Origin of the sequence: Parabacteroides sp. PF5-6 (assembly GCF_029504695.1) — a bacterium.
In the GTDB taxonomy this organism is placed as follows: Bacteria; Bacteroidota; Bacteroidia; order Bacteroidales; family Tannerellaceae; genus QVMG01.
On sequence record NZ_JAQFIN010000003.1, the window covers coordinates 22,573 to 48,540 of the forward strand.

A 25,968-nucleotide genomic window follows, 5' to 3' on the forward strand; every position below is an offset into this window, starting at 1 on the left:
GATGTTTCCAGATAACTGAAATAATCCTTTTCATAGAGTATTTGCGACAACTCGTTAAGGTATAGCCGAACTTCGGGCAAGACTAATACCCTCATTTTTTGCCTCTTTCAAACATTGTCCGTAAATCATCTTTCACTCCTACAAGCAACTCATCCATTGTTATAGCCCGTGCGAGATCGGCATCTGGAATAAGGCGCTGTTCAGCATGCAATACAAACGTTTCATATCTCCCACGCTGGATCACTACTGTTTCATCCTTAGCTAAATCCAAATATTTTTTCATGTTATTGCGTAATTCCGCCGAACTAATAACTATCATATCACTTAAAATTGGTGTTAACTAAAATTAGTTCAATACAAATGTAGTGTTTTTATATAAAACAGAATTAATCTGTGTGAGGTTTTCTTCCTCTTTTCACCTACACCAAGCAGAAGAAATCCGGAGAAACGGTCACACAGGAATATTATGGAATTATTTCTTTATTTATTTAGAAACTTATGTCGTTAAGCATGAAAAATTATGTACTTTTGCGGCAAATTAGAAAATAACAACGCCTGAAGAAGCCAAAGCAGACGCCAAAAGGTTTGGAGGATGTCGGTACGCCAGGCGAATAATTAAACAATGTTTGTTGTATCATGGCAAATGTGATTAAGATTAAAAGAGGTTTAGACATTAATCTCAAAGGCAAAGCCTCGGAGGTACTGTTGGCCGGGAAGCCAAGCGCGACGTACGCGATCGTTCCCGACTCATATAACGGTATTTATCCCAAGGTTATTGTCAAAGCGGGAGAGAAGGTCAAAGCCGGTTCTGTCCTTATGGTGGATAAGAACCGTCCGGAAATCAAGTTTGTTTCGCCCGTCAGTGGTGAAGTGCTTGCCGTCAACCGTGGAGAGAAGCGTAAAGTGCTGAGCATTGTGGTCAAGGCCGATACGCAGATCGAATACGAAGCGTTCGGTAAGAAAAACGTAGCTTCCCTGAAAGCGGAAGCGATCAAGGAAGCGCTCCTCGACGGGGGGCTCTGGCCGTTTATCCGGCAACGTCCGTACGATATCGTAGCCTCGCCTTCGGATACGCCGCGCGACATCTTTGTCTCGGCATTCTATTCGGCTCCGTTGGCACCCAGTTTCGAGTTTATCGTCGGTGGGCAGGAAGCGGATTTCCAGACCGGATTAGATGCGCTGGCCAAGCTGACCGCCGGAAAGGTGTATGTCGGTCTGCGTCCGGGTTCCTCGCTGAAGTTAAAAGGCGTTGAAGTCGTTGAATTCGAAGGACCTCACCCTGCTGCCAATGTAGGGGTGCAGATCAATCATATCCGCCCGATCAACAAAGACGAGAAAGTATGGGTGGTCAACCCGCAGGATGTTATTCTGATTGGCCGCCTGTTCAATAAAGGAATCGCTGACTTCAGCCGTCTGGTTGTGCTTACCGGTTCGGAACTGAAAGAAAGAGGATATGTGCGCGCCATTGCCGGTTGCTCCATCGCCAGCCTGTTGAAAGGCAAAGTGGAGGAAGAGACCTTCCTGAACGGCTTCCAGGGCTTGAAGCATATTCGTATCATCAGCGGAAACGTACTGACCGGAACGAAGGTGAGCCTCGACGACTATCTGTTGGCTTATGACAATCAGATCACAGTGATTCCCGAAGGAGACGATGTACATGAGTTCCTGGGTTGGGGAATGCCCGGCTTGGAGAAATACAGTGTGAGCCGTACGTTCCTTACCTGGATGATGGGCAAGAACAAAGCCTACGATATCGACGCCCGTATCCGGGGCGGCAAGCGTGCCATGATCATGTCGAACGAATACGATCAGGTATTCCCCATGGATATCCTGCCCGAATACCTGTTGAAAGCGATTATTGCTTTCGATATCGATAAGATGGAAAACCTGGGTATCTATGAGGTAGCGCCCGAAGACTTTGCCCTGTGTGAGTTTGTGGATACCTCGAAGATCGAGATACAGAAGATCGTGCGCAACGGACTGGATCTGCTTTATAAAGAAATGAATTAATAACATTAAAAACATAATACATTGAAAGCGTTAAGGAATTATCTCGACAAGATTAAGCCCAACTTCGAGCCGGGCGGTAAGCTGGCGATGTTCCGTTCTGTGTTCGATGGATTCGAAACATTCTTGTTTACTCCGAACTCCACTTCGAAATCAGGCGTGCATATTCACGACAGTGTAGACTCAAAGCGTACCATGATCGTTGTGGTGCTCGCTTTAGTTCCGGCTTTGCTTTTCGGTATGTATAATACCGGATACCAACATTACCTGGCCGTGGGCGCCGATCCGGGCTTCTGCATGACTTTTATTTACGGTCTACTGGCAGTATTGCCGAAGATCATTGTTTCGTATGTCGTTGGGTTGGGTATCGAGTTTGTCGTTGCCCAATGGAAGAACGAAGAGATCCAGGAAGGATTCCTGGTATCGGGTATTCTGATCCCGATGATCGTACCGGTGGATACGCCGCTTTGGATGATCGCAGTCGCTACGGCTTTCGCGGTGATCTTTGCCAAGGAAGTATTCGGAGGTACGGGGTATAATATATTTAATGTAGCGTTGATCACCCGCGCGTTCCTGTTCTTTGCCTATCCGGCAGCCATGTCGGGCGACTCGGTTTGGGTACGTACGGCAGATACCTTTGGCATCGGCGCCGGACAAGTGGTAGATGCTTATTCCGGAGCGACTCCGCTGGGACAGATCGGTGTGGCCGGTAAAGAACTGATCGGCTCGTTCCAAACGGTTGATATCCTGGGTAACCCATTGACTACTTGGGATTATTTCGTAGGTCTTATTCCGGGTTCTATCGGTGAAACTTCAGTGATCGCCATCCTGTTGGGGGCTATCATCCTGCTCTATACAGGCATCGCAAGCTGGAAAACGATGCTCTCCGTCTTTGTTGGGGGAGCGGCTGTGGCGGCGATCTTCAATCTGATCGGAACGACCGTGGTGATGACCGTATCGCCTGTAGATCATCTGTTCCTGGGTGGTTTTGCTTTTGGTGCTGTCTTTATGGCAACCGATCCGGTGACTTCGGCCCGTACGGAAACCGGGAAATATATCTATGGTTTCTTAGTCGGAGCCATGGCGATTATCATCCGTGCACTGAATCCGGGTTATCCCGAAGGCATGATGCTCGCGATCCTGTTGATGAATACATTCGCTCCGCTGATCGACTACTATGTGGTGGATGCCAATATTAACCGCCGCTTGAAGAGAGCCTTGAAATAACCTGTAAAATAGAAGATTATGAATAGAGACAGTAATGTATATACGATCATCTATGCTTCGGTCATGGTGTTGTTGGTAGCCGTCGTTCTGGCGTTTACCTCTCAATCCCTGCGTTCGTTCCAGAAGCAGAATGAAGATAACGATAAGCGGCAACAGATCCTGCGTTCGATCCATGTCGATGTGAAAGCCGACGCGGCTGAAGCCCAATACAATGAATTGATTAAAGAAGCCTTTCTGGTGAATGCCCAGGGACAGAAGGTGGAAGGAGATGCCTTTGCCGCTGACCCGGTGAAGTCGTTTGCTGAAAACCTTTATCCCGTATTCGTAGCCAATGTGGACGGACAAACCAAATACATCATGGCATTATATGGAGCCGGACTTTGGGGACCACTCTGGGGCTATCTTTCGCTGGATGACGACCGCAATACGGTGTATGGTGCCGACTTCAGTCATGCGGGAGAAACGCCGGGCTTGGGTGCGGAGATCACCACTAAAAGTTTCAGCGCCCCGTTTGCCGGAAAGAAACTGTTCATGAACAATGAATACAAGTCGATCGCGGTAGTGAAACCCGGTAAAAGCGCGGCCGGACAGGATTATGTCGATGGGATCTCGGGCGGTACGATTACCAGCCAGGGAGTTGACCAGATGATTTACAATAGCCTGAAAGGTTACGTTCCTTTTTTAACTTCAAACAACCAATAAGATATGGCATTATTATCAAATAAGAATAAAGAAGTACTGACAAGCCCGTTGAGCCGGAACAATCCGGTCATCGTTCAGATGCTGGGGGTTTGTTCCGCTCTGGCGGTAACTTCCAAACTGGAGCCTTCGATTGTGATGGGACTTTCCGTGACAGCGGTAATGGCTTTTGCGAACGTGATCATTTCCCTATTACGTAATACGATCCCGAACCGGATCCGTATCATCGTTCAGTTAGTGGTCGTGGCTGCGTTGGTGACGATTGTTAGCGAGGTATTGAAAGCCTTTGCTTACGATGTAAACAAACAACTCTCGGTCTTTGTGGGATTGATCATTACCAACTGTATCCTGATGGGACGTCTGGAGGCGTTCGCGCTGGGTAACGGTCCGTGGGAGTCGTTCCTCGATGGGATCGGTAACGGACTGGGGTATGGCATTATCCTGGTGATTGTCGGATTCTTCCGTGAACTCTTTGGCTCGGGTACGCTACTGGGTATCCAGGTGGTACCGCAGGCGTTCTACGACCTGGGCTATGTGAATAACGGCTTGATGATTCTGCCGCCGATGGCATTGATCGTGGTGGCGGCGATTATCTGGGTGCATCGTTCGAGGAACAAAGAGCTATTGGAAGAAAATTAATGTGTAACCTTAAAAACGAAATCATAAAATGGGAGAAGTTTTAAGCACATTTGTACGTTCGATCTTTGTGGAGAACATGATCTTCGCATACTACCTGGGTATGTGTTCGTATCTGGCGGTTTCCAAGAACGTGAAGACGGCATTAGGATTAGGTATCGCGGTGACATTCATTCTGGTCTGTACGCTGCCGATCAATTATATGTTGGAGAATTATGTACTGAAAGAAGGCGCGTTGAGCTGGTTAGGCCCGGAGTATGCGGAAGTCAACCTGAGTTTCCTTTCATTGATCATCTTTATTGCGATCATTGCCTCTTTTGTGCAATTGGTTGAGATGGTGATCGAGAAGTTCGCACCCGCCCTCTATTCCTCTTTGGGTATCTTCCTGCCGTTGATCGCCGTAAACTGCGCGATCCTGGGAGGTTCTTTGTTTATGCAGCAGAAAGCATTCGCGAATGTCGGTATTGCGACGGTCTACGGACTGGGTTCGGGTATCGGTTGGATACTGGCGATTGTCGGTATGGCGGCTATCCGTGAGAAACTGGCGTATTCCGATATTCCCAAACCACTGAAAGGACTGGGTATGGCCTTTATCATTACCGGTCTGATGGGGATTGGATTTATGTGCTTCTCGGGATTAAGTATATAAAAGAGGCCCCTCCAACCTCCCCGAAAGGGAGGCTAAAGGGAAAAAGGAGATAGAGAGATTAATAAGTAATGACAAGGTTTCTTAGCCTCCCCTTGGGGGAGGTTGGAGGGGCCCTAAATAGATAAGAAAATGATTTTATTAATGTCAGGCGGACTTACAATCATAGCCGGAGCGGTAATCTTCCTTTTGATTACCCTGATCCTGGTGGGTGCGTTGCTGTTCGCGAAAGCAAAACTTATACCATCCGGAAACATCAAGATGGTAGTCAATGACGAGAAAGAATTCGACGTGCCAATGGGTGGAACGGTATTGGGAACCTTGCAAAGCCAGGGTATCTTCCTTTCTTCTGCCTGTGGAGGCGGTGGGAGCTGCGGCCAGTGCCGTTGCCAGATCCCGGAAGGCGGTGGCAATATCCTGCCCACGGAAGTAGGGTTCTTCTCGCGCAAACAGATCAAAGACAACTGGAGACTGGGATGCCAGACGAAGGTGAAAGAAGATATGAAGGTCGTTGTACCCGAAGAGGTGTTCGGCGTGAAAGAGTGGGAGTGTACGGTGGTTTCCAACCACAACGTGGCTTCTTTTATCAAGGAATTTACGGTACGTCTGCCGGAAGGTGAAGCGATGAACTTCAAACCGGGTAGCTACGCACAGATCGTGATTCCCAAATACGACCTGAAGTTCACGGAATTCGCTGTGGAAGACCGCTTCAAAGAAGAATGGGATAAGTTCAAGATGTGGGATCTGGCGTGCAAGAACGAAGAAGAGACCATTCGTGCGTATTCCATGGCCAACTATCCTGCGGAAGGAAATATCATTACGCTGAACGTGCGTATCGCTACGCCGCCGTTCGATCGCGCTACCGGAACCTGGAAAGCAGGGATCAAGCCGGGTATCGGTTCTTCGTTCATCTTCAACCTCAAACCGGGGGATAAAGTGAAGATGTCGGGTCCTTATGGCGACTTCCATATCCTGGATACGAAACGCGAGATGTTGTATATCGGTGGTGGTGCGGGTATGGCTCCGCTGCGTGCGCATCTGTTGCATTTGTTCAAGACACTGAAAACGACCGACCGTACCGTTTCTTATTGGTATGGTGCCCGTTCGAAGAACGAGATCTTCTACGAAGAAGATTTCCGCGCTATCGAAAAGGAATTCCCGAACTTCAAGTTCCATATCGCCCTTTCGGAACCGCGTCCGGAAGACAACTGGACAGGCCCGGTAGGCTTTATCCATCAGGTAATCCACGATTACTACCTGAAAGATCACGACGCACCGGAAGATATCGAATACTACATGTGTGGTCCCGGCCCGATGGCAAAAGCCGTAGAAGGCATGCTCGACAGCCTGGGTGTTCCCCGCGAAATGTTGCATTTCGACGACTTCGGATAATCGAATGATGACTTCGGATAATCAAATAAAGAAAAGGAGCTGGCTATTTATTTAGTCAGCTCCTTTTCTTTCACCCTCCCCTTACACCCCTTATCCCCCTTACTCCCCTTACTCCCCTTAATCCCCTTAATCCTCCCTTAACCTCCTTTAACTCTTTTTCCTCTATCTTACACAATATCGTGCAGCATTCCCCGTTCTAATAGCATCTAAGCTTATGTAGTACAAAAAAAGAATTGACATGAAGCCTCTGATATTATCCTTTTTCGCAGTTATCTTGTTTTATTCCCTTTTCATCGATAAAAAGGAAGAGAAGGTGATAAACAAACCCATACCTGTCGACACCCGTTCTACCCGGATCAACACGGTGGATACTATCGAAAATAGCGATTCCATTGTCTTTTATGCCAATCGGTATATGTACGATTTCAAACTTTAACCCCGCCAACCTTCCCAAAACCCCGGCAGCCTTTCGGAAAACTCCGACGGCCTTTTAGAAAACTCCGACGGCCTTTTGGAAAACCCCGGCGGCCTTTTTCGCAACTCCTCTACACATAAAAGTTTTCACATCCCCTTTCACCCTTCACCCCGAGGGTAGATCCCTGTATTGATCAGCGTTTCGGGTGAATGGAGATCAGAACACTTCTTTTCCTTTCCTCTTTTGCCAAGGCCAACATGGGTATTTCGCGGGATATTCAAGTATTGTGAGGTTGGAAGGTCCCATTGTCTGAATCAGGATTATCAGGATTGAATATATTTACAAGATTAGAGGCGAGCGAAGCGAGTGTCACAGGCTTTAATCCTGCCCATTTATTCAATCCTGATAATCCTGATTCAGACAATTGATCTTCAAATTTTCTTCGATTTGCCGCTTCGCGCCTACTAACTACTAACTACCCACTACCAACTACTGAAGAAAATCTTCCGATTTTCTTCGATTTACCGCTGCGCGCCTACTAACTACTAACTACCCACTACTAACTACCGAAGAAAATCTTCCGATTTTCTTCAATGCGAATAGACTCCACAAGATTTTGCTTTACGCTTCGCTAAGCGGCCTTCGGTTCGGGAAGATTCGTGAAGAGGCGGTGGAGCTTTCACCCGAAAGGCTGATCAATGCAGGGATCTGGCGACCGGGTGAAAGGTGAAAGGCTGGGTTTAACTTTTTATGTGGTAAAAAAACATCCTAAGGAGTAGTTAAATCTTCATAGGGAGGAATATCTTCTAAGAAGCTATAAGTCTGCGTTTTGTAGTCGATCTGACAGCAGTAGTGAGAGAGTCCGTTGCTTACCATCAGATAAGGAACCGTCAATACCATATTGTAGCGAACAATCTGATCAAAAACACGATCAGTGATTTCTATCCCCGGCGATTTGTATTCCACCACCACCACCGGAGTCAGATAACGATCGTAAACCACCGTATCACATCTTTTATTCGTTTGATTTAATTTAATCGCCACTTCATTCGCCACCAATTCGGCCGGATATCCTTTTTCTGTAATCAGGTAGTGCACAAAATGTTGCCTCACCCATTCCTCGGGAGTCAGGGCGACGTACTTTCGGCGCACAAGATCAAAAATCAGTTTCTTTCCCTTTCTCTCGGTTACTTTTGCCGGGAATATCGGTAGGTTTAAAGCAAGCATTTATTATATTTGTTGTTCTTTTGGATAATACTCCGTGAATATATTGTAGCAACAACAAAGGTAGGGATTTATGAAAACAAAACAAGAGATAGTTGAGAATTGGCTGCCTCGGTATACGGAAAGGCAGTTGGAGGATTTCACCGATTATATATTGCTTACCAATTTTACCAAGTATGTGGAGATCTTTGCCGAACACTTCCATGTGCCCATACTGGGACTGAAATCGTCTATGCCCAATGCTTCGGCCCATGGGATGACGATCGTTAATTTCGGTATGGGAAGCGCCAATGCGGCTACGATCATGGATCTATTGTCGGCGATCAAACCCAAAGCGGTTCTCTTCCTGGGCAAATGCGGAGGCATCAAGAAAGTAAATGCGTTGGGAGATTATGTGTTGCCGATCGCTGCGATCCGGGGGGAAGGTACCTCGAATGAATACCTGCCGCCGGAAGTGCCGTCATTGCCTGCTTTCTCGATGTTAAGAGCCATTTCATCGGCGATTCGGGACTGCGGCAAAGACTATTGGACGGGTACGATCTACACCACCAACCGGCGCGTTTGGGAATACGACAGCTCGTTTAAGGATTACCTGATCAAAACCCATGCGACGGGAGTGGATATGGAAACGGCCACCTTGTTTACCGCCGGCTTTGCCAATAAAATCCCCACCGGAGCCTTATTGATGATCTCGGACAAACCGTTGGAAGAAGACGGAGTCAAAACCGAAGAAAGCGACCGGAAAGTAACCCAACAGTTTGCCGGCGAACATGTTATTCTTGGCGTTGAAACACTGCGACAGATTATCGAAGAAAAGAAAACCATCCAGCATATCCGCTTCAGTTGGTGAAGCCCATAATGAATACACAGAAAAATGGCTAAAAAAGAACATACATTTGAGGGAATTTGTCAGGATATCCGGCAGAAGCAGTTTGCACCGGTCTATATCTTAATGGGCGAGGAGCCTTTCTTTATGGATAAGATCACCGACCTGTTGATCGACAATGTGGTGGGCGAAGCTGAAAGGGATTTCAACCAAACCATTCTCTACGGCGCGGATGCCGATGCGGCTCAGGTGATTAACGCGGCACGCCGTTTCCCGATGATGTCCGACTATCAGCTTGTCGTGGTTCGCGAAGCACAAATGATCCGGGATATTGAATTATTGGCACATTATGTGAAGAAACCATTGATGCAAACCGTATTGGTGGTCAATTACAAATACAAAACCCTCGACCGACGGAAAATGTTGGCCTCGGCAACGGAAGCGAACGGTGTATTGTTCGATTCGAAAAAGATTCCCGATTACAAAATGCCCGCCTTTATCTCATCCTTGATGCAACAACGCAATATTGGCATTGATCCGAAATCCATTCAGATGCTTTCCGACTTTCTTGGCAACGATCTGGTGCGCCTGGATAAGGAATTAGACAAGCTGACGCTTTTATTGCCTGAGAATGCTCCTAAACGCATCACGCCGGAACTGATCGAGCGAAACATTGGCATCAGTAAGGAATTCAATAACTTCGAGCTCTTGAAAGCCATCGCCGTCAAAGATGTGTTGAAGGCCAACCGTATCATTCAATACTTCGAGAAGAATCCGAAAAACAATCCCATCCAGGTCACCCTGCCTATTCTTTTCAATTATTTCTCCAACCTATTAATCTGTTATTATGCGAAAGACCGTTCGGAACAAGGCCTGATGAATGCCTTAGGCCTTCGCAATAGCTTTCAGGTGAAAGATTATACGACCGGTATGCGCCATTACCCGGCGATGAAAGTCTTCAACCTGATCAGCGATATCCGCACCACCGACGCCCGCTCGAAAGGAGTAGGCAATCCTTCTGCCGGTGATGGCGAGCTCTTGAAAGAGCTACTCTATAAAATACTTCACTAAGCGATTCTCCAATTACCTTTAATCGGAAACAGCTTCTCTTCGGCAGCAGAAATAATATATCTGCCGATAAACACGCGTTTTCTTCTTGTTCTCTTGGAAGAGAAGAAAAGAGTCTATTTTGTTTTGTTGTTTGCCTATTGATATATAGGGAATTATGTGGATTTTAACCCGCTAAGATTTTAATATTTTGAAATAACCGTACAGATGTATACAAATACGCAAATTATCGAGGATAAGAATGTTTACATTCCTGAAACCGGGATGATTTTTTTGTATCGAATAAAAGGAATGGGACAAAATGACAGACTGATACAAATGTAAATAAACGCAAGAATACAAGTGAATACATCTGTTTAAGCCAATATAAAAGATAACGATATAAATGTATCCCGTATATGTGTATTTATGTATAATGTTACGTCCCGTATTTGCGTATTATCTTGTATACATAGACAAAGACAGTTGTATCGCTATATATATATTTAATTTCTTTGCTCTATAATATACACAACTAAATTCAGCTTAAATACTTGATATCCATATATAAATACTTATTATCTGAAGTTTAAATGAAAGACCGACGTTATTCTTGTATATTATAAGATATATAAGGTCTTTTTCTTATTATATTCTCTCACTATATGTCTATATTCCAATGAAATAACGCAATATTGCGAATGAATAATTCAACCCTTGTTTTACGCTTTCCGTTACCGATGTATCTTGTGTGTTATATTTGTATTTTTATCGATTAGATTTGTATCCGATCACAAATATATAATCATACATAGTCGTATGGATTTTTTTGTTATATTTGTTGCTCGGTTATGTATACGATACTAAACATGCGGATACGGACAAAATGGCGTAAAAGGAAACAAGATAAACAAGCTATAGACCATGAAAGAGCGTATAGATCAGATTATGAAGAAAGAGGCATTGACCTCGACCCGCTTTGCGGAAGAGATCGGGATTCAACGGGCAGCGGTATCACATATATTGACCGGGCGGAATAATCCGAGTCTGGATGTGGTGACTAAGATATTGCATCGTTTTCCGAGAGTCAGTTCGGATTGGTTGTTATTCGGCAAGGGAGAAATGTATAAGGATACAAAAAACACGACTGAAGTGCCGCATTTGTTTAAAAATACGCCGTTATTTCCCGACGAAGATACAGATGTTACCAAATATGCGCAGGAAATCAAGCCAAATCCACCTGTTCATATACCGGAAATACCAAAAATAGAGCAAGTTAAGATCATAGAAGCGCCTGCAAAAACAGTAACCAAAATTATGCTCTTCTATTCCGATAATACCTTCGATACCTTTATTCCGGAAATAGTTCCGGAACAAAAGGCGTAAACAGCAACATAGTCAAGCAAGCTTGCCTCTGTGTTCGGCTTTCACTATCTTTGATTCCATAAATGGAATCGAAGATAGAGGCGCCTCGGGTAAAATCTCAAGCGAGCTTGGCTTTTACCGCTCGGCTTTCACTATCTTTGCAAGATTAATTGAAGATAGGATGTTTGCCCTATAATATAATGTATAGTATGAAGAAATATCTGTTGGATCTGAAGGTGGTAGAGAATATTCGCCTTCATGCGAACTATTGTTTGTTAAAGTTTACAGCTGAAGAGGCTTTGCCGCCGATGATTCCCGGGCAGTTTGTGCAGGTTAAGGTCGAGGGCTCTACTTCTACTTTCCTGCGTCGGCCGATTTCGATTAACTTTGTGGACAGAGAGAAGAATGAACTCTGGCTATTGGTACAGCTTATTGGTGACGGGACGCGCCGGATGGCGGCTTATTTGCCTGGTGAGATGGTGAATATCATGCTTCCATTGGGTAATGGCTATAGCTTTCCGACGGCAGACGAGAAAGACAAAAAGTTCCTGTTGGTCGGTGGCGGAGTCGGCACGGCTCCCTTGTTATATATGGGATACTGCCTGAAAGAAAAAGGTTTCCAGCCCCATTTCCTATTGGGCGCCCGTTCCGAGGCTGATCTGATGCAAATCAAAGCGTTCGAAACGATCGGTCCGGTTTATCTGACTACCGAAGATGCCTCGGCTGGTGAACGCGGCTATGTGACGGATCATTCGATCCTTACCAAGGAACGATTTGACCGGATCTATAGCTGTGGCCCCAAACCGATGATGATGGCCGTGGCCCGGTATGCCGCTTCGCAAGCGATCGATTGTGAGGTCTCGCTGGAGAATACGATGGCCTGTGGCATTGGCGCTTGCCTCTGCTGTGTAGAGAAAACAAAAGAAAATCATAATGTGTGTGTCTGTACCGAAGGACCGGTATTTAATATAAAGGAATTATCATGGCAAATCTGAATGTAAAGATCGGCGATCTGGCGCTGAAAAACCCGGTGATGACGGCTTCGGGCACCTTTGGTTACGGGGTGGAATATGCCGATTTCATCGATATCGAACGCTTGGGCGGGATCATTGTGAAAGGCACCACAGCGGAACACCGTGAAGGCAACAACTACCCCCGCATGGCGGAGACACCTGCCGGTATGCTGAATGCCGTTGGCTTGCAGAACAAAGGCGCGGACTATTTCGTGGAACATATCTACCCGGAGATCAAAGGTTTGGACACGAATATGATCGTGAACGTTAGCGGTTCTACCATTGAGTCGTATGTGGAATGTGCCGAGAAGATGGCCGCGTTGGAACATATCCCGGCGATCGAGCTGAACATCTCTTGCCCCAATGTCAAACAAGGTGGTATGGCCTTTGGCGTGACCTGTGCCGGTGCCTCCGAGGTGGTACGTGCCGTCCGGAAGGTATATCCTAAGCCCTTGATCGTGAAGCTCTCTCCCAATGTGACGGATATCACGGAGATCGCCCGTGCGGTCGAAGCGGAAGGTGCCGATTCGGTATCGCTGATCAATACCATGTTGGGCATGGCTATCGACGCGGAAAAGCGGAAACCGGTCTTATCTACCGTAACCGGCGGATTATCGGGTCCTTGCGTCAAACCGGTTGCGCTGCGTATGGTCTGGCAAGTCTATAAAGCGGTGAAGATTCCGATCATTGGGCTGGGGGGTATCTCGGGCTGGAAAGATGCCGTTGAGTTTCTATTGGCCGGTGCGACGGCGATTCAGATCGGCACGTATAACTTTGTGGATCCGACCGTCTCGATCCAGGTCATCGATGGGTTGAATAGTTATTGCGACCGGCATGGCTTTCAATCGGTACAGGAACTGACAGGGGCGTTGGAGAGTGTTGGCTAAGGGACAAAAAAATGAAAGGACCACTTTCACAAGTCATCCTTTCCACATTTAACCAAAACCTTAACTATGAAAACCCAAAGTTAAGCAACATTCGTCACATGTGCAAGTAAATTCGTCTAAAAATCATTTTCTTCTGCAAAAACAGACGGGTCCCAATATTTATCTTACTTTTGTATACTGAAATTTAGCGCATCGTGTGCGTTATAGGCGTTGTTTATTTACTTAAACGTTTATATGTATGAAAATGAAATGGAAAGTAGGGATTGCCTGTGCAATTCTATTAGGAAGTATGGAAGCGATGGCCTGTACGGGTCTGTTAGTGGGAAAAAAAGCTTCGGTAGACGGATCGGTCATGATCAGTTATTCGGCCGATTCCCATTCTTTGTATGGTGAGCTTTATCGCTGGCCGGCTGCGAATTGGGCGAAAGGCTCGATGTTGCAGGTGGTCGAGTGGGATACCGGCCGGCCGACGGGAATGATTCCGCAGGTAGAACATACCTATTCGGTGATCGGCAATATGAACGAACACCAGTTGGCCATTACCGAGAGTACCTGGGGCGGACATAACGAATTGGTCGACACGACCGGTATCATTGATTACGGAAGTTTGATCTATATCACCTTGCAACGTGCCAAGACGGCGCGCGAAGCCATCGAAGTGATGACCGGCCTGGTGCGTGATTACGGCTATTGCAGCAGTGGCGAGTCGTTCTCTATCGCCGATAAGAACGAAGCCTGGATCATGGAGATGATCGGTAAAGGCCCGGGCAAGAAAGGCGCCGTATGGGTGGCTATCCGGATCCCGGACGATTGCATTGCCGCTCATGCCAATCAGTCGCGGATCCAACAGATCCCTTTTGCCGATAAAGAAAACTGTATGTATTCGCCCGATGTCGTTTCGTTGGCACGTGAGAAAGGCTATTATAAAGGAAGCGATAAGGACTTTAGCTTTGCTAAGGCCTATAACCCGTATGATTTCAGTGGCTTGCGTGGTTGTGAAGCACGCGTATGGTCGTTCTTCCGCAAGTACGATAAATCGATGGATCAATACACGGAGTTCATCAAAGGCGACCCGACTAAAGAACCGATGCCTTTGTATATCAAGCCCGATCGTAAGCTTTCCGTACAGGATGTGCAAAATGCTATGCGCGACCATTACGAAGGAACCGACCTGGATATGACGAAAGATGCCGGTGCCGGTCCGTACAAAGTGCCGTATCGTTGGCGTCCGATGAATTTCACAGTCGATGGTAAAACATACGTGAATGAAAGAGCGATTGCTACGCAGCAAGCTGGTTTTGTGATCGTGCCGCAGATGCGCGATTGGCTGCCCGATGCCATTGGTGGTATCCTTTGGTTCGGAACGGACGACCCCGACATGACGGTTTTCACTCCGCTCTACTGCGGTATCCTCGATTCACCGGAGTGTTTCCGTGTAGGCAATGGCGATATGATGAACTTCTCCTGGACGTCTGCCTTCTGGGTGCACAACTGGGTGGCTAACATGGCTTATCACAAATATAGTTTCATGATTGAGGATATCCGCAAGGTACAACAGGAGTTGGAGAACGGCTTCAAAGCCACGTTGCCGGCCATCGACAAAGCAGCGGCGGAACTCTACGCCAAAGATCCGATGGAAGCCCGTAAATTCCTGACCTGGTTCAGCACCACTACCGCCGATGATGCGACTGCCCGCTGGAAGAAACTGGGTGAATACCTGATCGTGAAGTATATCGACGGCAACGTAAAGAAAGAGGAGAACGGCCAATTCATGACCAATGGCTACGGATTGTCCGCTTATCCCGACTTCCCGGGTTACGATGAAGAATACTATCGCAGTATTGTCCGTTCGGCCGGCGACCGACTGAAAGTTTCGGAATAATTCCATTTATATATTTAATTAAATTATTTAGGTATGAAAAGATTAGTAGTTATCTGTTTGATGGCCGTTGTCAGTCTGACGGCCTTTGCCCAAAACCGTCAAGGTCAGTCGTCACTCGGTTTTAATGTAGGCTATGGTTTTGACACGGAGAACGCCACTTTAGGAGTGGATTACCGGTATTGTGTGACCGACGAATTCCGTTTGGGTCCGTCTATCACCCACATGGTGAAGAGTAATGGCCTGAAAGGCTGGATGCTCGACATGAATGCGCATTATATCGTTCGTTTGAGCGATATGTTCGGTTTCTATCCTTTGGGAGGCCTTAGCCTTTCATTCTGGGATGCCGGTAAGCATTTGGACTGGACGCGTTTCGGAGCCAATATCGGTTTAGGCGGTGAAGTGTATGCAACCAGTGAAATCACCGTAGGGCTGGAAGTGAAGTATAATATCGTGAAAGACTTCGATCAGGCGATGTTTGCCGTCCGGGTAGGCTATTGCTTCTGATCTTCGGATTTCGCTTATAAAACAAAAGGGTAGCTTTAATCGGCTACCCTTTTATTTTTGGCATTATTGCTTTATATTTTACTGGAAAAGCGCCGTAGATAAATATCTTTCTCCCGTATCGGGCAAAAGAACCACAATGTTTTTCCCTTTGTTTTCCGGTCGCAAAGCAACCTGGGTGGCGGCATAGAGGGCTGCGCCGGAAGAGATGCCAACCAAAAGACCTTCTTTACGCGCTACTTCCCGGCTGGTTTGAAAAGCCGCTTCATTCGCTACGGCGATCACTTCATCTACGACATCCGGGTCGTAGTTTCCGGGAATGAAACCGGCACCGATCCCTTGTATCTTATGCGGTCCCGGCTTTCCTCCTTCCAATACCGGTGAGGCGGCGGGTTCGACGGCAATGATCCGCACAGCCGGATTATGTTGCTTTAATCCTCTGCCCACCCCGCTGATCGTACCTGCGGTACCTACTCCGGCAACGAACAGATCGACTCGGCCGTCCGTATCGTTCCATATCTCTTCGGCGGTTGTCGATCGATGGATCTCCGGATTGGCCGGATTCTCAAACTGTTGAAGAATGATCGCACCCGGTGTTTCTCTGCATAACCTTTCCGCTTCGGCGATGGCTCCTTTCATGCCTTCCGTTCCCGGCGTCAGGACCAGGGTCGCTCCATACGCCTTCAACAGACTACGGCGTTCGATGCTCATCGTCTCCGGCATCGTCAGGATCAGCTTATAGCCGCGGACTGCCGCGACAAAAGCCAGGCCAACGCCCGTATTCCCGCTGGTGGGTTCGATGAGTGTTCCGCCGGGTCGCAACGCACCTTCCGCTTCGGCCGCTTCGACCATCGCCAATGCCGCGCGGTCCTTTACGCTGCCGGCCGGGTTGAAGTACTCCAACTTGGCAAGGATCCGGGCTGCTATCTCTTTCGCTTGATTATACCGGCTTAACTCCAATAAGGGAGTCCGACCGATCAGGTCGGTCAACTGTTTCGCTATCTTTTCCATATATTGTTTTTAGGAGTTTAAAGAGTTTAAGGGGGGAGGAGTTTAAGGAGTTCTATGAATTTCTTTATCGGTGACTACCCAGTCCATTGGGATGTCGAACGGTTCCATCGGGATCTCGTCGACAAGCTGAAAGCTGAAGCATAGTCCGATCTTGGGTATGGAGCCTGTTGTCAGTAGCCGATCATAATATCCTTTTCCCCGTCCCAAGCGGTTACATCGCCGGTCGAAGGCGATACCGGGAACGATCATCAGCTCTATCTCGTCCACCCGGCAGGCTTCTTCCCGTCCGGGTTCCATAATACCGAAAGCGCCCGACTGAAGAGATTCTTTTCCCCGGTAGGGATGGAGGCTCAGGTCGTTTCCTTCGACTACGGGCAGGAATAGGCTCTTTGTTTCGGCCCACTTCTCGATGAAATCGGCTGTTTCGACTTCACCGGGCAGGGCATGATAGAGGGCGATGCGCCGGGCCTGCTTGAAAACGTCCAATGTCTCGAGGCGGTTTAGGGCTTCAAGAGAGTGTGCGTACAACCAGGTCGGTGAATATTCTTTCTTTCGACAGGCCATATCTTTTCGCAGCGCCTGCTTGGCTTTGGAGATTTCCATTTTCTACGGATTGTTTGATGAATTGCGTGGTGGAAAGGGATTTCCCTTCTTTCAATACTTTCACGGCACGTTGCAACGTCACATCGTCTTTGAGGAAGATCGGGTAGAAGCCTTCTTCATCAAAGAAATTACGGACAATATAAGCCTGCAATTGTCTTTCGATCAGCGAACCGGATATGGCAATCAGGTTGGGGCGTCTCTTTATGCCTTTGTTGGCGGCATAATGGATGAAGTCATTCAGTAATGGCTGGCTTTTGAGGTAGTCATATAATTCATTCCAGTGGTTGAATGCGGAGAACATCTGCCGGTTCTTGTCCGAGTATTCCAGGGCGTACTGATAGAGTGTTCCGGTATTGATCACACTGGTATAATACGAAGTCACCCCGCTTGTATCGCGCGGGATAAAGATATCGGGCATGATGCCGCCGCCGCCGTAAACGGTACGTCCGCCCACCGTTTCGTACTGCATATTCTCATCCAATTTGATGCTGTCGGCCGTATCGAATTCGCCGTGCATATAGCGGTTGTAGATATCCAGGTCGTAATCATCCCCTTTGCCCAGTTCGTACTCTTTCTGAATGCTCCGGCCGGATGGCGTATAATAGCGGGCGATCGTCAGGCGGATCTCCGAACCGTCATTGAGGCTGATCGGTGTCTGCACCAATCCTTTGCCGTACGTACGGCGTCCGATAATCAGTCCCCGGTCGTTATCCTGTATCGCTCCGGCAAAGATCTCGCTGGCAGAAGCCGACGATTCGTCGGTCAGAAGCACTATCGCATCTTCCTTGCACGTGCCTGTGCCGTTGGCATATACATCGGAGCGCGGGAATGATTTCCCTTCGGTGTAAACGATCAACCGTCCCTCGGGCATAAATTCATTGATCATATTGATTGCCGCATCCATGTAGCCTCCGGTATTTCCCCGCAGGTCAAGGATAAAAGAGTTGCAGCCTTCCTGTTTCAGTTTGGCAATGGCCGTAATAAATTCATTGTATGTCGTTCGTCCGAACTTACTCAATTTGATGTATCCGATTTCATCGCTGACCGCGTAAGACACATCGACCGAATGAACCGGCACATCGCCACGGGTCACATCGAAATAGATCAAATCTTCGTTGCCTCCCCGTCTGACACCCAATTTTACTGTGCTGTTCTTCTCGCCGCGCAGCGTACGCATGATCTTCGCCTGGCTGATTTGTTGGCCGGCAAAGATCGAATCGTTGATGGTGATGATCCGGTCGAAAGGCAGGAGTCCGGCTTTCTCCGCCGGTCCCTGGCTGATCACGCTGATCACCAGGATGGTATCTGTCTGCATATTAAACGATACGCCGATCCCGCTGAATGATCCTTCGAGGTCTTCATTGGCGATGGCCACATCTTCGGCAGGGATATAGACCGAGTGGGGATCGAGTTCGCTGAATATCTTGGGGATCGTTCCTTCGATCAGCTTGCCCATGTTCACCGTATCGACATATTGGCGGTTGATGATATCGAGCACCGCATTGATCTTATTTCCTCCCCCGTAATAGGACGCCTGCGCCCTTTTGCCTTTCGACAGGTTCAGATAATAATTCCCGACAAAGATTCCCAGAGCCACACTAAAGGCGATGATCACCGGAAGCCAGACAGCTAATTTTCTATTACTCATCATTTGTTTTAATCTTTACATCTCTATAAATTCAACGGAAATGCCGGCACGTTGAAGTAACTGGCATCCATCTTCCACGCGGTATTTCTCCGAGTAAACCACCCGGCGGATTCCCGACTGGATAATCAGTTTGGCACATTCAATGCAGGGAGCCGACGTAACGTAGATCGTTGCCCCTTTGCTGCTGTTGGATGATGCTGCTACCTTGGTGATGGCGTTTGCTTCTGCGTGTAGAACATACGGCTTGGTCACATTGTTTTCATCTTCGCAGACATTTTCAAAACCCGAAGGGGTCCCGTTGTATCCATCCGAGATTATCATCTGATCCTTTACAATCAATGCTCCTACCTTTCGACGCTCACAATAGGAATTCTCAGCCCAAACCAATGCCATGCGCAGGTAACGCTTATCGACTTCGTATTGTTTATTCGTTTTCTCACTCATTTTTTCCTCTGTTTCTATACAATCTCGACACTAAAGTACTTGATCCACTCCGTATACGTGTCCTGTGCCGAAAGACAAGTATCGATTAGGAAACCTCGTATCGAAGCGAACTCATGCAGTCCTCTATAGTAGAATTGTTTATGTTCGTTGTCAATGATAAACGGAATGATATCATTCCTCAGGCATTCGCGGAATAAGATCAATCGCCCCACTCGTCCGTTTCCATCCTGGAATGGATGTATCTTCTCAAAGCGATAGTGATACTCTACAATGTTTTCGAATGTGATTTCCGGCAGGGAATGATACCACTCACTTAGCCCGTTCATCTCGCGATCCACTTCTTGTGGCAATGCGGTTTGAACGCCACCGACTTCATTGGCTCTTCTTTTCCAGTCGCCAACGGCAAACCAATCGATGGACGCATCTGCTGTTCCGCTCTTCAGAATACGATGAATCTCTTTAATAACCGGCAAAGTAAGCGGCGCGTTTGCCGTATCCAATATATAATCAAAAGCCACAAAGTGATTCGAGGTCTCAATAATATCATCTACCGGAACAGCTTCCTGATCCTTGAATCCAATCGTGCGGGTTTCGAAGATATAACGTGTCTGTTCTTCAGTCAACCGGCTTCCTTCTATCCGGTTGGAATTATAAGCCAGGTTTACCTGCGTCTTATGATACAAGCCTCCTTTTCGTTTGGCTTGTTTTTCCTCTTGAAGATATACAAGTAACTTATTCATTCATTCATCTATTCATTCATCTATTCGCTCAACAGACAAAGATAAGTAATTTATTTTATTCCGTTCTTTTCCAACAACGCTTTGATTGTAGGGTCTTGTCCACGGAAACGGCGGTAGAGCGCCGCCGGATCTTCCGTTCCGCCTTTGGAAAGGATATGATTGCGGAACGACTGTGCCACGTCGCGGTTGAAGATGCCTTTTTCTTTGAAGACCGAGAAGGCATCGGCATCCAATACCTCCGCCCATTTATAACCATAGTATCCGGCGGCGTATCCTCCGGAGAAGATATGTCCGAAGCTGCTGCTCATCAATGTGCCGGCCACTTCGGGCAGGATGGCGGCAGGTGCCCAGGCTTTTTTCTCGAAAGCGATCACATCGCCTTCGAACGCTTCGGTCTGTGTGTGCCATGCCATATCGAGGAATCCGAAACTCAACTGGCGCAGGCAGGCATAACCGACGTTGAAGTTAGACGCATCGACCAGTTTGCCGATCAGCTCCCGGGGTATTTTCTCGCCCGTCTGATAATGAACGGCGATCTGATCGAGATAGGCTTCTTCGGTCAGCCAGTTCTCCATAATCTGGGACGGAAGCTCGACAAAGTCGCGGTACACGTTCGTACCCGAGAGGCTGGCGTAGGTTCCCCGGGCCAACATGCCGTGCAGGGCGTGGCCGAACTCATGCAGGAACGTCTCTACCTCGTCGAAGGTCAATAACGAAGGCTTAGTCGCCGTCGGACGGGTAAAGTTCATGACGATAATGACTTGCGGACGACTGTCTTGCCCGCTTGCGTCGCGGAACTGCGGTTTGACGTCGTTCATCCAGGCGCCCGACTGCTTGCCGTCGCGCGGATGGAAGTCGGTATAGAGTACGGAGAGGAAACTTCCGTCTTTGTCGTACACCTCGTAGGCCTGCACTTCCGAGTGATACACGGGTATTTCCCGATTCTCGCGGAAGGTGATCCCGTACAATTGGGTAGCCAGTCCGAAGATTCCTTTCTTGACGTTATTCAGTTCGAAGTAGGGGCGGGTCATCTCGTCGTTCACTTCGAAGCGTATGTCTTTCAGCTTCTCGGAATAATAACTCCAGTCCCAGGGCATGACCGTTATATCCTTTTTCTCCAGGCCGATGGCGAATCCTTTGACCGTATTATACTCATTGAGGGCTGCCGGACGGTAAGCTTCCAACAGTTCGTTGAGCAGGCTGTAGACCGCTTCGGGCCGCCCCGCCATCGTGTGTTCCAGTTTGTATTCGGCAAAGGTCTGATTGCCCATCAGATGCGCAATCTCCGTGCGGATATTCACGATTTTGCGGATAATCTCCTTATTGTCGTATTCATCGCCTTTATTGGCCACGCTCATATACTCGCGATACATCTTTTCGCGCAGGTGGCGCTGATCGGAGTAGCGCAGGAAAGGCTGATAGCTGGGCGCCGAGAGGTTGAAAAGCCAGCCTTGCCGCCCTTTCTCCTGGGCCAGTGCCGCCGCTGCTTCGCGGATACTTTCGGGCAGGCCCGATAAGTCTTTTTCGTCGGTCAAGAGCATCTCAAAGCGGTTCTTGTCTTTCAAAGCGTTCTGGTCGAACTGAAGACCCAGGAGGCTTAATTCCGTACTCAACCGACGGTATTTCTCTTTCGCTTCGCCACTTAAAGTAGCACCGTGTTCTTTGAAGGATATGTATTTATCTTCCAATAATTTAGCCTCCTCGATCGAAAGCCCCAAGCTGGCCCTTTGTTCATAGATCGTCCGGATGCGTTCGAACAGCTGGGCATGGAGGTAAATATGGTTTGAACTCTCCGACAGTTTCGGAGAAATACGCTGGGAGATCTCCATCATCTCGTCGTTTGCCTCGGCATGCAAGAGGTTGAAGAATGCCGAACTGACTTTCTCCAGCAACTCTCCACTGCGTTCGAGGGCGACAACCGTATTGCCGAATGTCGGCGGTTCGGGATTCGCGGCAATCGATTCCACTTCGGCCGCCAGTTGGCGGATGCCTTCTTCAAAAGCCGGTTCGTAGTCCGCGGTTTGGATCCGGTCGAACGGCGGCGTCTGAAAAGGTGTCGTATACTTCCCTAAAAAGGGGTTGTTTTGTGCCTGACTCATATTCATCATACTTAATAGTGCTGCAGTGATATAAATTAATCGGTTTCTCATGGGAATAAATTAAGTAAAAACGCTACAAAAGTAGGTATTTTTTTCGCGCTATCCCGGTCTTTTTTGCGAAAGATAGGCCGCCTTTTTTGGTAAGAGGTACCTCAAAAATTATTTAGAGGTACGTCAAAAGTAATTTAGAGGTACGTCAAAATCGATTTAGAGGTACGTCAAAATAATTTTAGAGGTACCTCTTACTGATTTTCCTGCCCGGTCTTTCCGGATTTGCTCCGTACTTTTCCGATTTTTCTTCCCGATGTCGATGAAAAAACACGTACTTTTGTTTACTCGAAGTTAAAGACAGAAAAGAATGCGAATAGAAGAGAATTTTTCCCTGGAGAAGTGGAACACGTTCCGCCTTCCGGTCAGTACGCGTTGGTTTATGGAGTACGCCGATGAAGAGGAGTTGCAGAAGATCCTGCGCGATGAGTATTTTCAGGAGAACCGGTCGATACATATCGGGAGCGGGAGTAACCTGTTGTTTCTGAACGATTTCAACGGGATCGTATTGCATTCCGCGATCCGGGGCATGGAGGTGGTTGAAGAGACCGAAACGGATGTGATCTTACGCGTGGGTGCCGCCGAAGTATGGGACGATGTGGTGGCTTATGCCGTATCGGCCGGATGGGGAGGGATCGAGAACCTTTCGCATATCCCGGGTGAGGCAGGTGCTGCCGCCATTCAGAATATCGGGGCATACGGCCGGGAAATCCAAGAGGTGATCGTCGCGGTGGAAGCCTGGAACCAGCTCACAGCGGAGAAGCGTGTTTTCACGCCGGAGGAATGTCGGTATGCCTACCGTCACAGTTTTTTCAAAGATGAACATAACGATCCGTATATCATCACCTACATTGTCATCCGATTGACGAAAGCGCCCCAAACGTTCTGCCTCAATTACGGGCTGTTGCAAAAGGAACTCGAAGGCAAAGCCCTTTCGCCGCAGCGCATTCGGGAGGCGGTGATCGGCATCCGGGCATCGAAACTGCCCGATCCGGAAGTCGTAGGTAATGCCGGCAGTTATTTTATGAATCCGGTGGTTTCCGCCATTGATTTTGAAAAGATAAAAGCGTCTTACCCCGAACTGCCTTCGTATCCGGCCGCGGATGGGCGGGTGAAGCTCTCCGCCGGTTGGCTGATCGAGCAATGCGGATTCAAAGGCAAGCGCTATGGATCGGTGGGTGTCTATGAGAAACAAGCCTTGGTATTGGTCAACTTCGGAGAGGCCTCCGGCAATGATATCGCCGTATTGGCCGAGAGTATCCGCAACGCCGTCAGAAACAAATTCGGTGTTGAACTGATGCCTGAAGTAAAATATGTAGGATAATGAAGATCACGTTCTTAGGCACGGGCACTTCGACGGGTGTACCCGAGATAGGATGTCATTGTGAAGTATGCCGCAGTCGGGATCCGCGCGACCGGCGGTTGCGCACGTCCGTACTGGTGGAGACCGATGGAAAGCGGATCTTGCTGGATTGCGGCCCTGACTTTCGCTGGCAGATGCTCAAGCAGGGGATCGAACAGTTGGATGCGGTCTTGCTTTCGCACGAACATTACGATCATGTGAGTGGGTTGGACGACCTGCGCCCCTTTCTGTATCACCATGCGTTGAAGATCTATGCGGAAGAAGATGTGGTAGAGGCTATCCGTACCCGCCTGCCTTATGCTTTCCGCGAGCATCTTTATCCGGGCGTGCCGCAACTGAATCTTCAAGCTGTCGGGTTGGAAGCATTCGACGCGGCAGGGATCCGGGTGCAACCCATCCGTGTGATGCACGGGCAACTGCCTATCCTGGGCTTCCGCATCGGCGCGATGGCTTACCTGACCGACCTGAAAACCCTTCCCGAGTCGTCGTATGCCCACCTGAAAGACCTGGATATACTGGTGCTCGATGCCTTACGCCACGACTCGCGCCACTTCTCCCACGAAGGTGTAAGCGAAGCGTTGCAGCAGATCGAACGGATCCGGCCGAAACGTACCTACCTGATTCACATGAGCCACAAGATCGGTCTTCACCGGATCGTTGCAGAGGCATTGCCCGCGAATGTCTTTCTGGCTTACGACGGATTAGAGGTACAACCCGTATAATTCAAGAGATTATCTTCCTGAAACCATTGCGATTCCATCTCGAGATCGGGCAATAACCGCTCGATCTGGCGCGACAACGTATCGGCCGCCAGCGAGAGATGCAATGAATCGAGCGCTTGCGGCATTTCCAAACGGGCATAACAGCATATTTTCCCTTCGCTGCTGAAGATATCTGTCGCGAACCATTCCTTCCCGGCATGCCAGGTGACGGAATCATTCAGCGCAAAGTGCAGATCGAACGTCGATACCGGGAAGAACAGGTTCATCGGTGCCTGTTTGTCGGAACTATAGCGCTCCATCTGCAAAGAAAGAGTTGAATCGCGGAGTATATCCTGCTGCCGCACAGCTACTTCTTCCAATAGTTTGAGGTTGTATCCGGCCACCAGGACCCCTTCATGGTGGTAATAGCCGAAGAAGCGATTGGCCGTGTCGGGATAGAAGGCGTAAGTTATATCGTCTTTCTTCTCCACTGTCGGATGATAGGCGGGGAAATGCCTTTTGAATACCTCTTTCTCAAACCTTTTCACATCCTTGTCTTCCGCTTTGGTATAAAATAAAATCCCTTGCGGATGAACCGACAGGAGCGGGGTGGAAGAGGAGGGACTCTGTTCGATCAAGGAGAGGAAAACACCGGGAACAACCGAATGAAACAGGCTCTTCACGTCCTTATGCGTCAGAATAAGCGAGGCAACCACCTGCGGACGGTTCAAGCGGATAATCATCTCGGGTTGGGAAGCGATCAGGGTATGCAGGTTGATCAGTTCAGTACGCTTTCCGGCCTGAATGCGCTGATAGAAATAGAGAATACCGGCGATCAACGCCAGAATCAGGAACAAAGCGGTGAATATTTCCCTGACGTACCGTTTCATGGCTGCTTGAGGAAATATTTACACCAGGGCTTCAAGCCGCAACTCTCGCATTTCGGTTTCCTGGCCTGGCAGACGTAACGGCCGTGCAGGATCAACCAGTGATGCGCCCGGCTTACTAATTCAACGGGGATATACTTTACCAGCTCTTTCTCCGTCATTAAGGGAGTTTTGCTGTTGGTGGTCAGTCCGATCCGGTTCGACACGCGGAAAACATGGGTATCGACAGCCATAGCGGGCAGATCATAGACGACCGAAGCGATGACATTCGCCGTCTTTCGCCCTACACCCGGCAGCTTCTGCAATTCGTCGACGTCGGAAGGAACCACGCCGCCGAAGTCGTCGAGCAGCATACGCGCCATGCCGACCAGATGTTTCGCTTTGTTGTTGGGATAAGAAACCGTGCGGATGTATTCGTAGACCACCTCGGGCGAGGATGCCGCCAATACTTCCGGCGTGGGAAAGGCTTCGAACAGGGCGGGAGTGATCATATTCACCCGCTTGTCGGTGCATTGCGCCGATAAGATCACCGCAATTAATAAATGAAACGGATTGTCGTAGTGCAGTTCGGTTTCGGCTACCGGAATATTCTCCCGGAACCAGTTGATAACCCCTTTGTAACGCTCTTCTTTACGCATAAGCCAGAATGGGGATTGT

Annotated in this window: 26 protein-coding genes; 16 read left to right on the forward strand and 10 right to left on the reverse strand. The window is 48.4% G+C overall.

The window, feature by feature from the left end; genetic code table 11:
* Window positions 1-91: 91 nt before the first annotated feature.
* Entirely contained in the window at window positions 92-319 is a 228-nt protein-coding gene (locus M2133_RS04305) for a hypothetical protein (RefSeq protein WP_277464753.1), read from the reverse strand.
* 317 nt (window positions 320-636) lie between these two features.
* Between M2133_RS04305 and M2133_RS04310 the strand changes: the two genes are divergently transcribed.
* The 7 genes from M2133_RS04310 (at window position 637) to M2133_RS04340 (ending at window position 7,043) form a co-directional block, all read left to right on the forward strand.
* Window positions 637-2,010, forward strand: a complete 1,374-nt coding sequence (locus M2133_RS04310; protein ID WP_277464754.1) for a Na(+)-translocating NADH-quinone reductase subunit A — start codon at window positions 637-639, stop codon at window positions 2,008-2,010.
* Window positions 2,011-2,031: 21 nt separating this feature from the next.
* Window positions 2,032-3,234, forward strand: a complete 1,203-nt coding sequence (locus M2133_RS04315; RefSeq protein ID WP_277464755.1) for an NADH:ubiquinone reductase (Na(+)-transporting) subunit B — start codon at window positions 2,032-2,034, stop codon at window positions 3,232-3,234.
* Between the two features lie 18 nt (window positions 3,235-3,252).
* Window positions 3,253-3,936 (forward strand): NADH:ubiquinone reductase (Na(+)-transporting) subunit C, encoded by a 684-nt coding sequence (gene nqrC, locus M2133_RS04320; protein ID WP_277464757.1) that lies wholly within the window; start codon window positions 3,253-3,255, stop codon window positions 3,934-3,936.
* Between the two features lie 3 nt (window positions 3,937-3,939).
* The gene (locus M2133_RS04325) at window positions 3,940-4,572 is read left to right on the forward strand and encodes an NADH:ubiquinone reductase (Na(+)-transporting) subunit D (RefSeq protein WP_277464759.1); all 633 of its coding nucleotides are present in this window, start codon (window positions 3,940-3,942) and stop codon (window positions 4,570-4,572) included.
* 28 nt (window positions 4,573-4,600) lie between these two features.
* On the forward strand, window positions 4,601-5,218 hold the full coding sequence (nqrE, locus tag M2133_RS04330) for an NADH:ubiquinone reductase (Na(+)-transporting) subunit E (protein ID WP_277464760.1): 618 nt from the start codon (window positions 4,601-4,603) through the stop codon (window positions 5,216-5,218).
* A gap of 129 nt (window positions 5,219-5,347) precedes the next feature.
* Window positions 5,348-6,607: an NADH:ubiquinone reductase (Na(+)-transporting) subunit F gene (gene nqrF, locus M2133_RS04335; protein WP_277464761.1), complete on the forward strand. Its 1,260-nt coding sequence runs from the start codon at window positions 5,348-5,350 to the stop codon at window positions 6,605-6,607.
* 238 nt (window positions 6,608-6,845) lie between these two features.
* The gene (locus M2133_RS04340; protein WP_277464762.1) at window positions 6,846-7,043 is read left to right on the forward strand and encodes a hypothetical protein; all 198 of its coding nucleotides are present in this window, start codon (window positions 6,846-6,848) and stop codon (window positions 7,041-7,043) included.
* A 747-nt stretch (window positions 7,044-7,790) separates the two neighbouring features.
* Here the strand turns inward: M2133_RS04340 and M2133_RS04345 are convergent.
* On the reverse strand, window positions 7,791-8,249 hold the full coding sequence (locus M2133_RS04345; protein WP_277464763.1) for a type I restriction enzyme HsdR N-terminal domain-containing protein: 459 nt from the start codon (window positions 8,247-8,249) through the stop codon (window positions 7,791-7,793).
* 70 nt (window positions 8,250-8,319) lie between these two features.
* On the opposite strand from M2133_RS04345, the gene M2133_RS04350 reads away from it, so the two are divergent.
* The 7 genes from M2133_RS04350 to M2133_RS04380 all read left to right on the forward strand — a co-directional run bounded on the left by M2133_RS04350 (window position 8,320) and on the right by M2133_RS04380 (window position 15,770).
* Entirely contained in the window at window positions 8,320-9,096 is a 777-nt protein-coding gene (locus M2133_RS04350) for an AMP nucleosidase (protein ID WP_277464764.1), read from the forward strand.
* A 24-nt stretch (window positions 9,097-9,120) separates the two neighbouring features.
* Window positions 9,121-10,143, forward strand: a complete 1,023-nt coding sequence (gene holA / locus M2133_RS04355) for a DNA polymerase III subunit delta (protein ID WP_277464765.1) — start codon at window positions 9,121-9,123, stop codon at window positions 10,141-10,143.
* A 900-nt stretch (window positions 10,144-11,043) separates the two neighbouring features.
* Window positions 11,044-11,505: a helix-turn-helix transcriptional regulator gene (locus M2133_RS04360; RefSeq protein WP_277464766.1), complete on the forward strand. Its 462-nt coding sequence runs from the start codon at window positions 11,044-11,046 to the stop codon at window positions 11,503-11,505.
* A gap of 188 nt (window positions 11,506-11,693) precedes the next feature.
* On the forward strand, window positions 11,694-12,479 hold the full coding sequence (locus M2133_RS04365; RefSeq protein ID WP_277464767.1) for a dihydroorotate dehydrogenase electron transfer subunit: 786 nt from the start codon (window positions 11,694-11,696) through the stop codon (window positions 12,477-12,479).
* Window positions 12,467-13,384, forward strand: coding sequence for a dihydroorotate dehydrogenase (locus M2133_RS04370; RefSeq protein WP_277464768.1), 918 nt, complete (start codon window positions 12,467-12,469; stop codon window positions 13,382-13,384). The genes M2133_RS04365 and M2133_RS04370 overlap by 13 nt, the downstream gene beginning before the upstream one ends.
* Before the next feature lie 238 nt (window positions 13,385-13,622).
* Window positions 13,623-15,266 (forward strand): C69 family dipeptidase, encoded by a 1,644-nt coding sequence (locus M2133_RS04375; RefSeq protein WP_277464769.1) that lies wholly within the window; start codon window positions 13,623-13,625, stop codon window positions 15,264-15,266.
* 33 nt (window positions 15,267-15,299) lie between these two features.
* On the forward strand, window positions 15,300-15,770 hold the full coding sequence (locus tag M2133_RS04380; RefSeq protein WP_277464770.1) for an outer membrane beta-barrel protein: 471 nt from the start codon (window positions 15,300-15,302) through the stop codon (window positions 15,768-15,770).
* A gap of 78 nt (window positions 15,771-15,848) precedes the next feature.
* On the opposite strand, the gene cysK is transcribed toward M2133_RS04380, so the two are convergent.
* From cysK to M2133_RS04410, 6 genes are read right to left on the reverse strand one after another with little or no spacing between them, the layout of a single operon-like run.
* Window positions 15,849-16,778: a cysteine synthase A gene (cysK, locus tag M2133_RS04385; protein WP_277464772.1), complete on the reverse strand. Its 930-nt coding sequence runs from the start codon at window positions 16,776-16,778 to the stop codon at window positions 15,849-15,851.
* A gap of 42 nt (window positions 16,779-16,820) precedes the next feature.
* On the reverse strand, window positions 16,821-17,342 hold the full coding sequence (locus tag M2133_RS04390) for a 5-formyltetrahydrofolate cyclo-ligase (protein WP_277464773.1): 522 nt from the start codon (window positions 17,340-17,342) through the stop codon (window positions 16,821-16,823).
* The gene (locus M2133_RS04395; RefSeq protein WP_277464774.1) at window positions 17,287-19,032 is read right to left on the reverse strand and encodes a S41 family peptidase; all 1,746 of its coding nucleotides are present in this window, start codon (window positions 19,030-19,032) and stop codon (window positions 17,287-17,289) included. Before M2133_RS04395 ends, M2133_RS04390 begins: the two co-directional genes overlap by 56 nt.
* Window positions 19,033-19,044: 12 nt before the next feature.
* A complete protein-coding gene (locus M2133_RS04400; RefSeq protein WP_277464775.1) occupies window positions 19,045-19,473 on the reverse strand; it encodes a dCMP deaminase family protein in 429 nt (142 codons plus the stop codon).
* Between the two features lie 14 nt (window positions 19,474-19,487).
* Window positions 19,488-20,213, reverse strand: a complete 726-nt coding sequence (locus tag M2133_RS04405; protein ID WP_277464776.1) for a Fic family protein — start codon at window positions 20,211-20,213, stop codon at window positions 19,488-19,490.
* A 50-nt stretch (window positions 20,214-20,263) separates the two neighbouring features.
* The gene (locus tag M2133_RS04410; protein ID WP_277465098.1) at window positions 20,264-22,312 is read right to left on the reverse strand and encodes a M3 family metallopeptidase; all 2,049 of its coding nucleotides are present in this window, start codon (window positions 22,310-22,312) and stop codon (window positions 20,264-20,266) included.
* 358 nt (window positions 22,313-22,670) lie between these two features.
* Between M2133_RS04410 and murB the strand changes: the two genes are divergently transcribed.
* Both murB and M2133_RS04420 read left to right on the forward strand, forming a co-directional pair.
* Entirely contained in the window at window positions 22,671-23,684 is a 1,014-nt protein-coding gene (gene murB, locus M2133_RS04415; protein WP_277464777.1) for a UDP-N-acetylmuramate dehydrogenase, read from the forward strand.
* Entirely contained in the window at window positions 23,684-24,445 is a 762-nt protein-coding gene (locus M2133_RS04420; RefSeq protein WP_277464778.1) for an MBL fold metallo-hydrolase, read from the forward strand. Before murB ends, M2133_RS04420 begins: the two co-directional genes overlap by 1 nt.
* On the opposite strand, the gene M2133_RS04425 is transcribed toward M2133_RS04420, so the two are convergent.
* Both M2133_RS04425 and nth read right to left on the reverse strand, forming a co-directional pair.
* Complete coding sequence (locus M2133_RS04425) at window positions 24,415-25,314, reverse strand: hypothetical protein (protein WP_277464780.1); 900 nt, start codon at window positions 25,312-25,314, stop codon at window positions 24,415-24,417. The two genes, M2133_RS04420 and M2133_RS04425, sit on opposite strands and share 31 nt — an antisense overlap.
* Entirely contained in the window at window positions 25,311-25,949 is a 639-nt protein-coding gene (gene nth, locus M2133_RS04430) for an endonuclease III (protein ID WP_277464781.1), read from the reverse strand. Before nth ends, M2133_RS04425 begins: the two co-directional genes overlap by 4 nt.
* Between the last annotated feature and the right edge of the window lie 19 nt (window positions 25,950-25,968).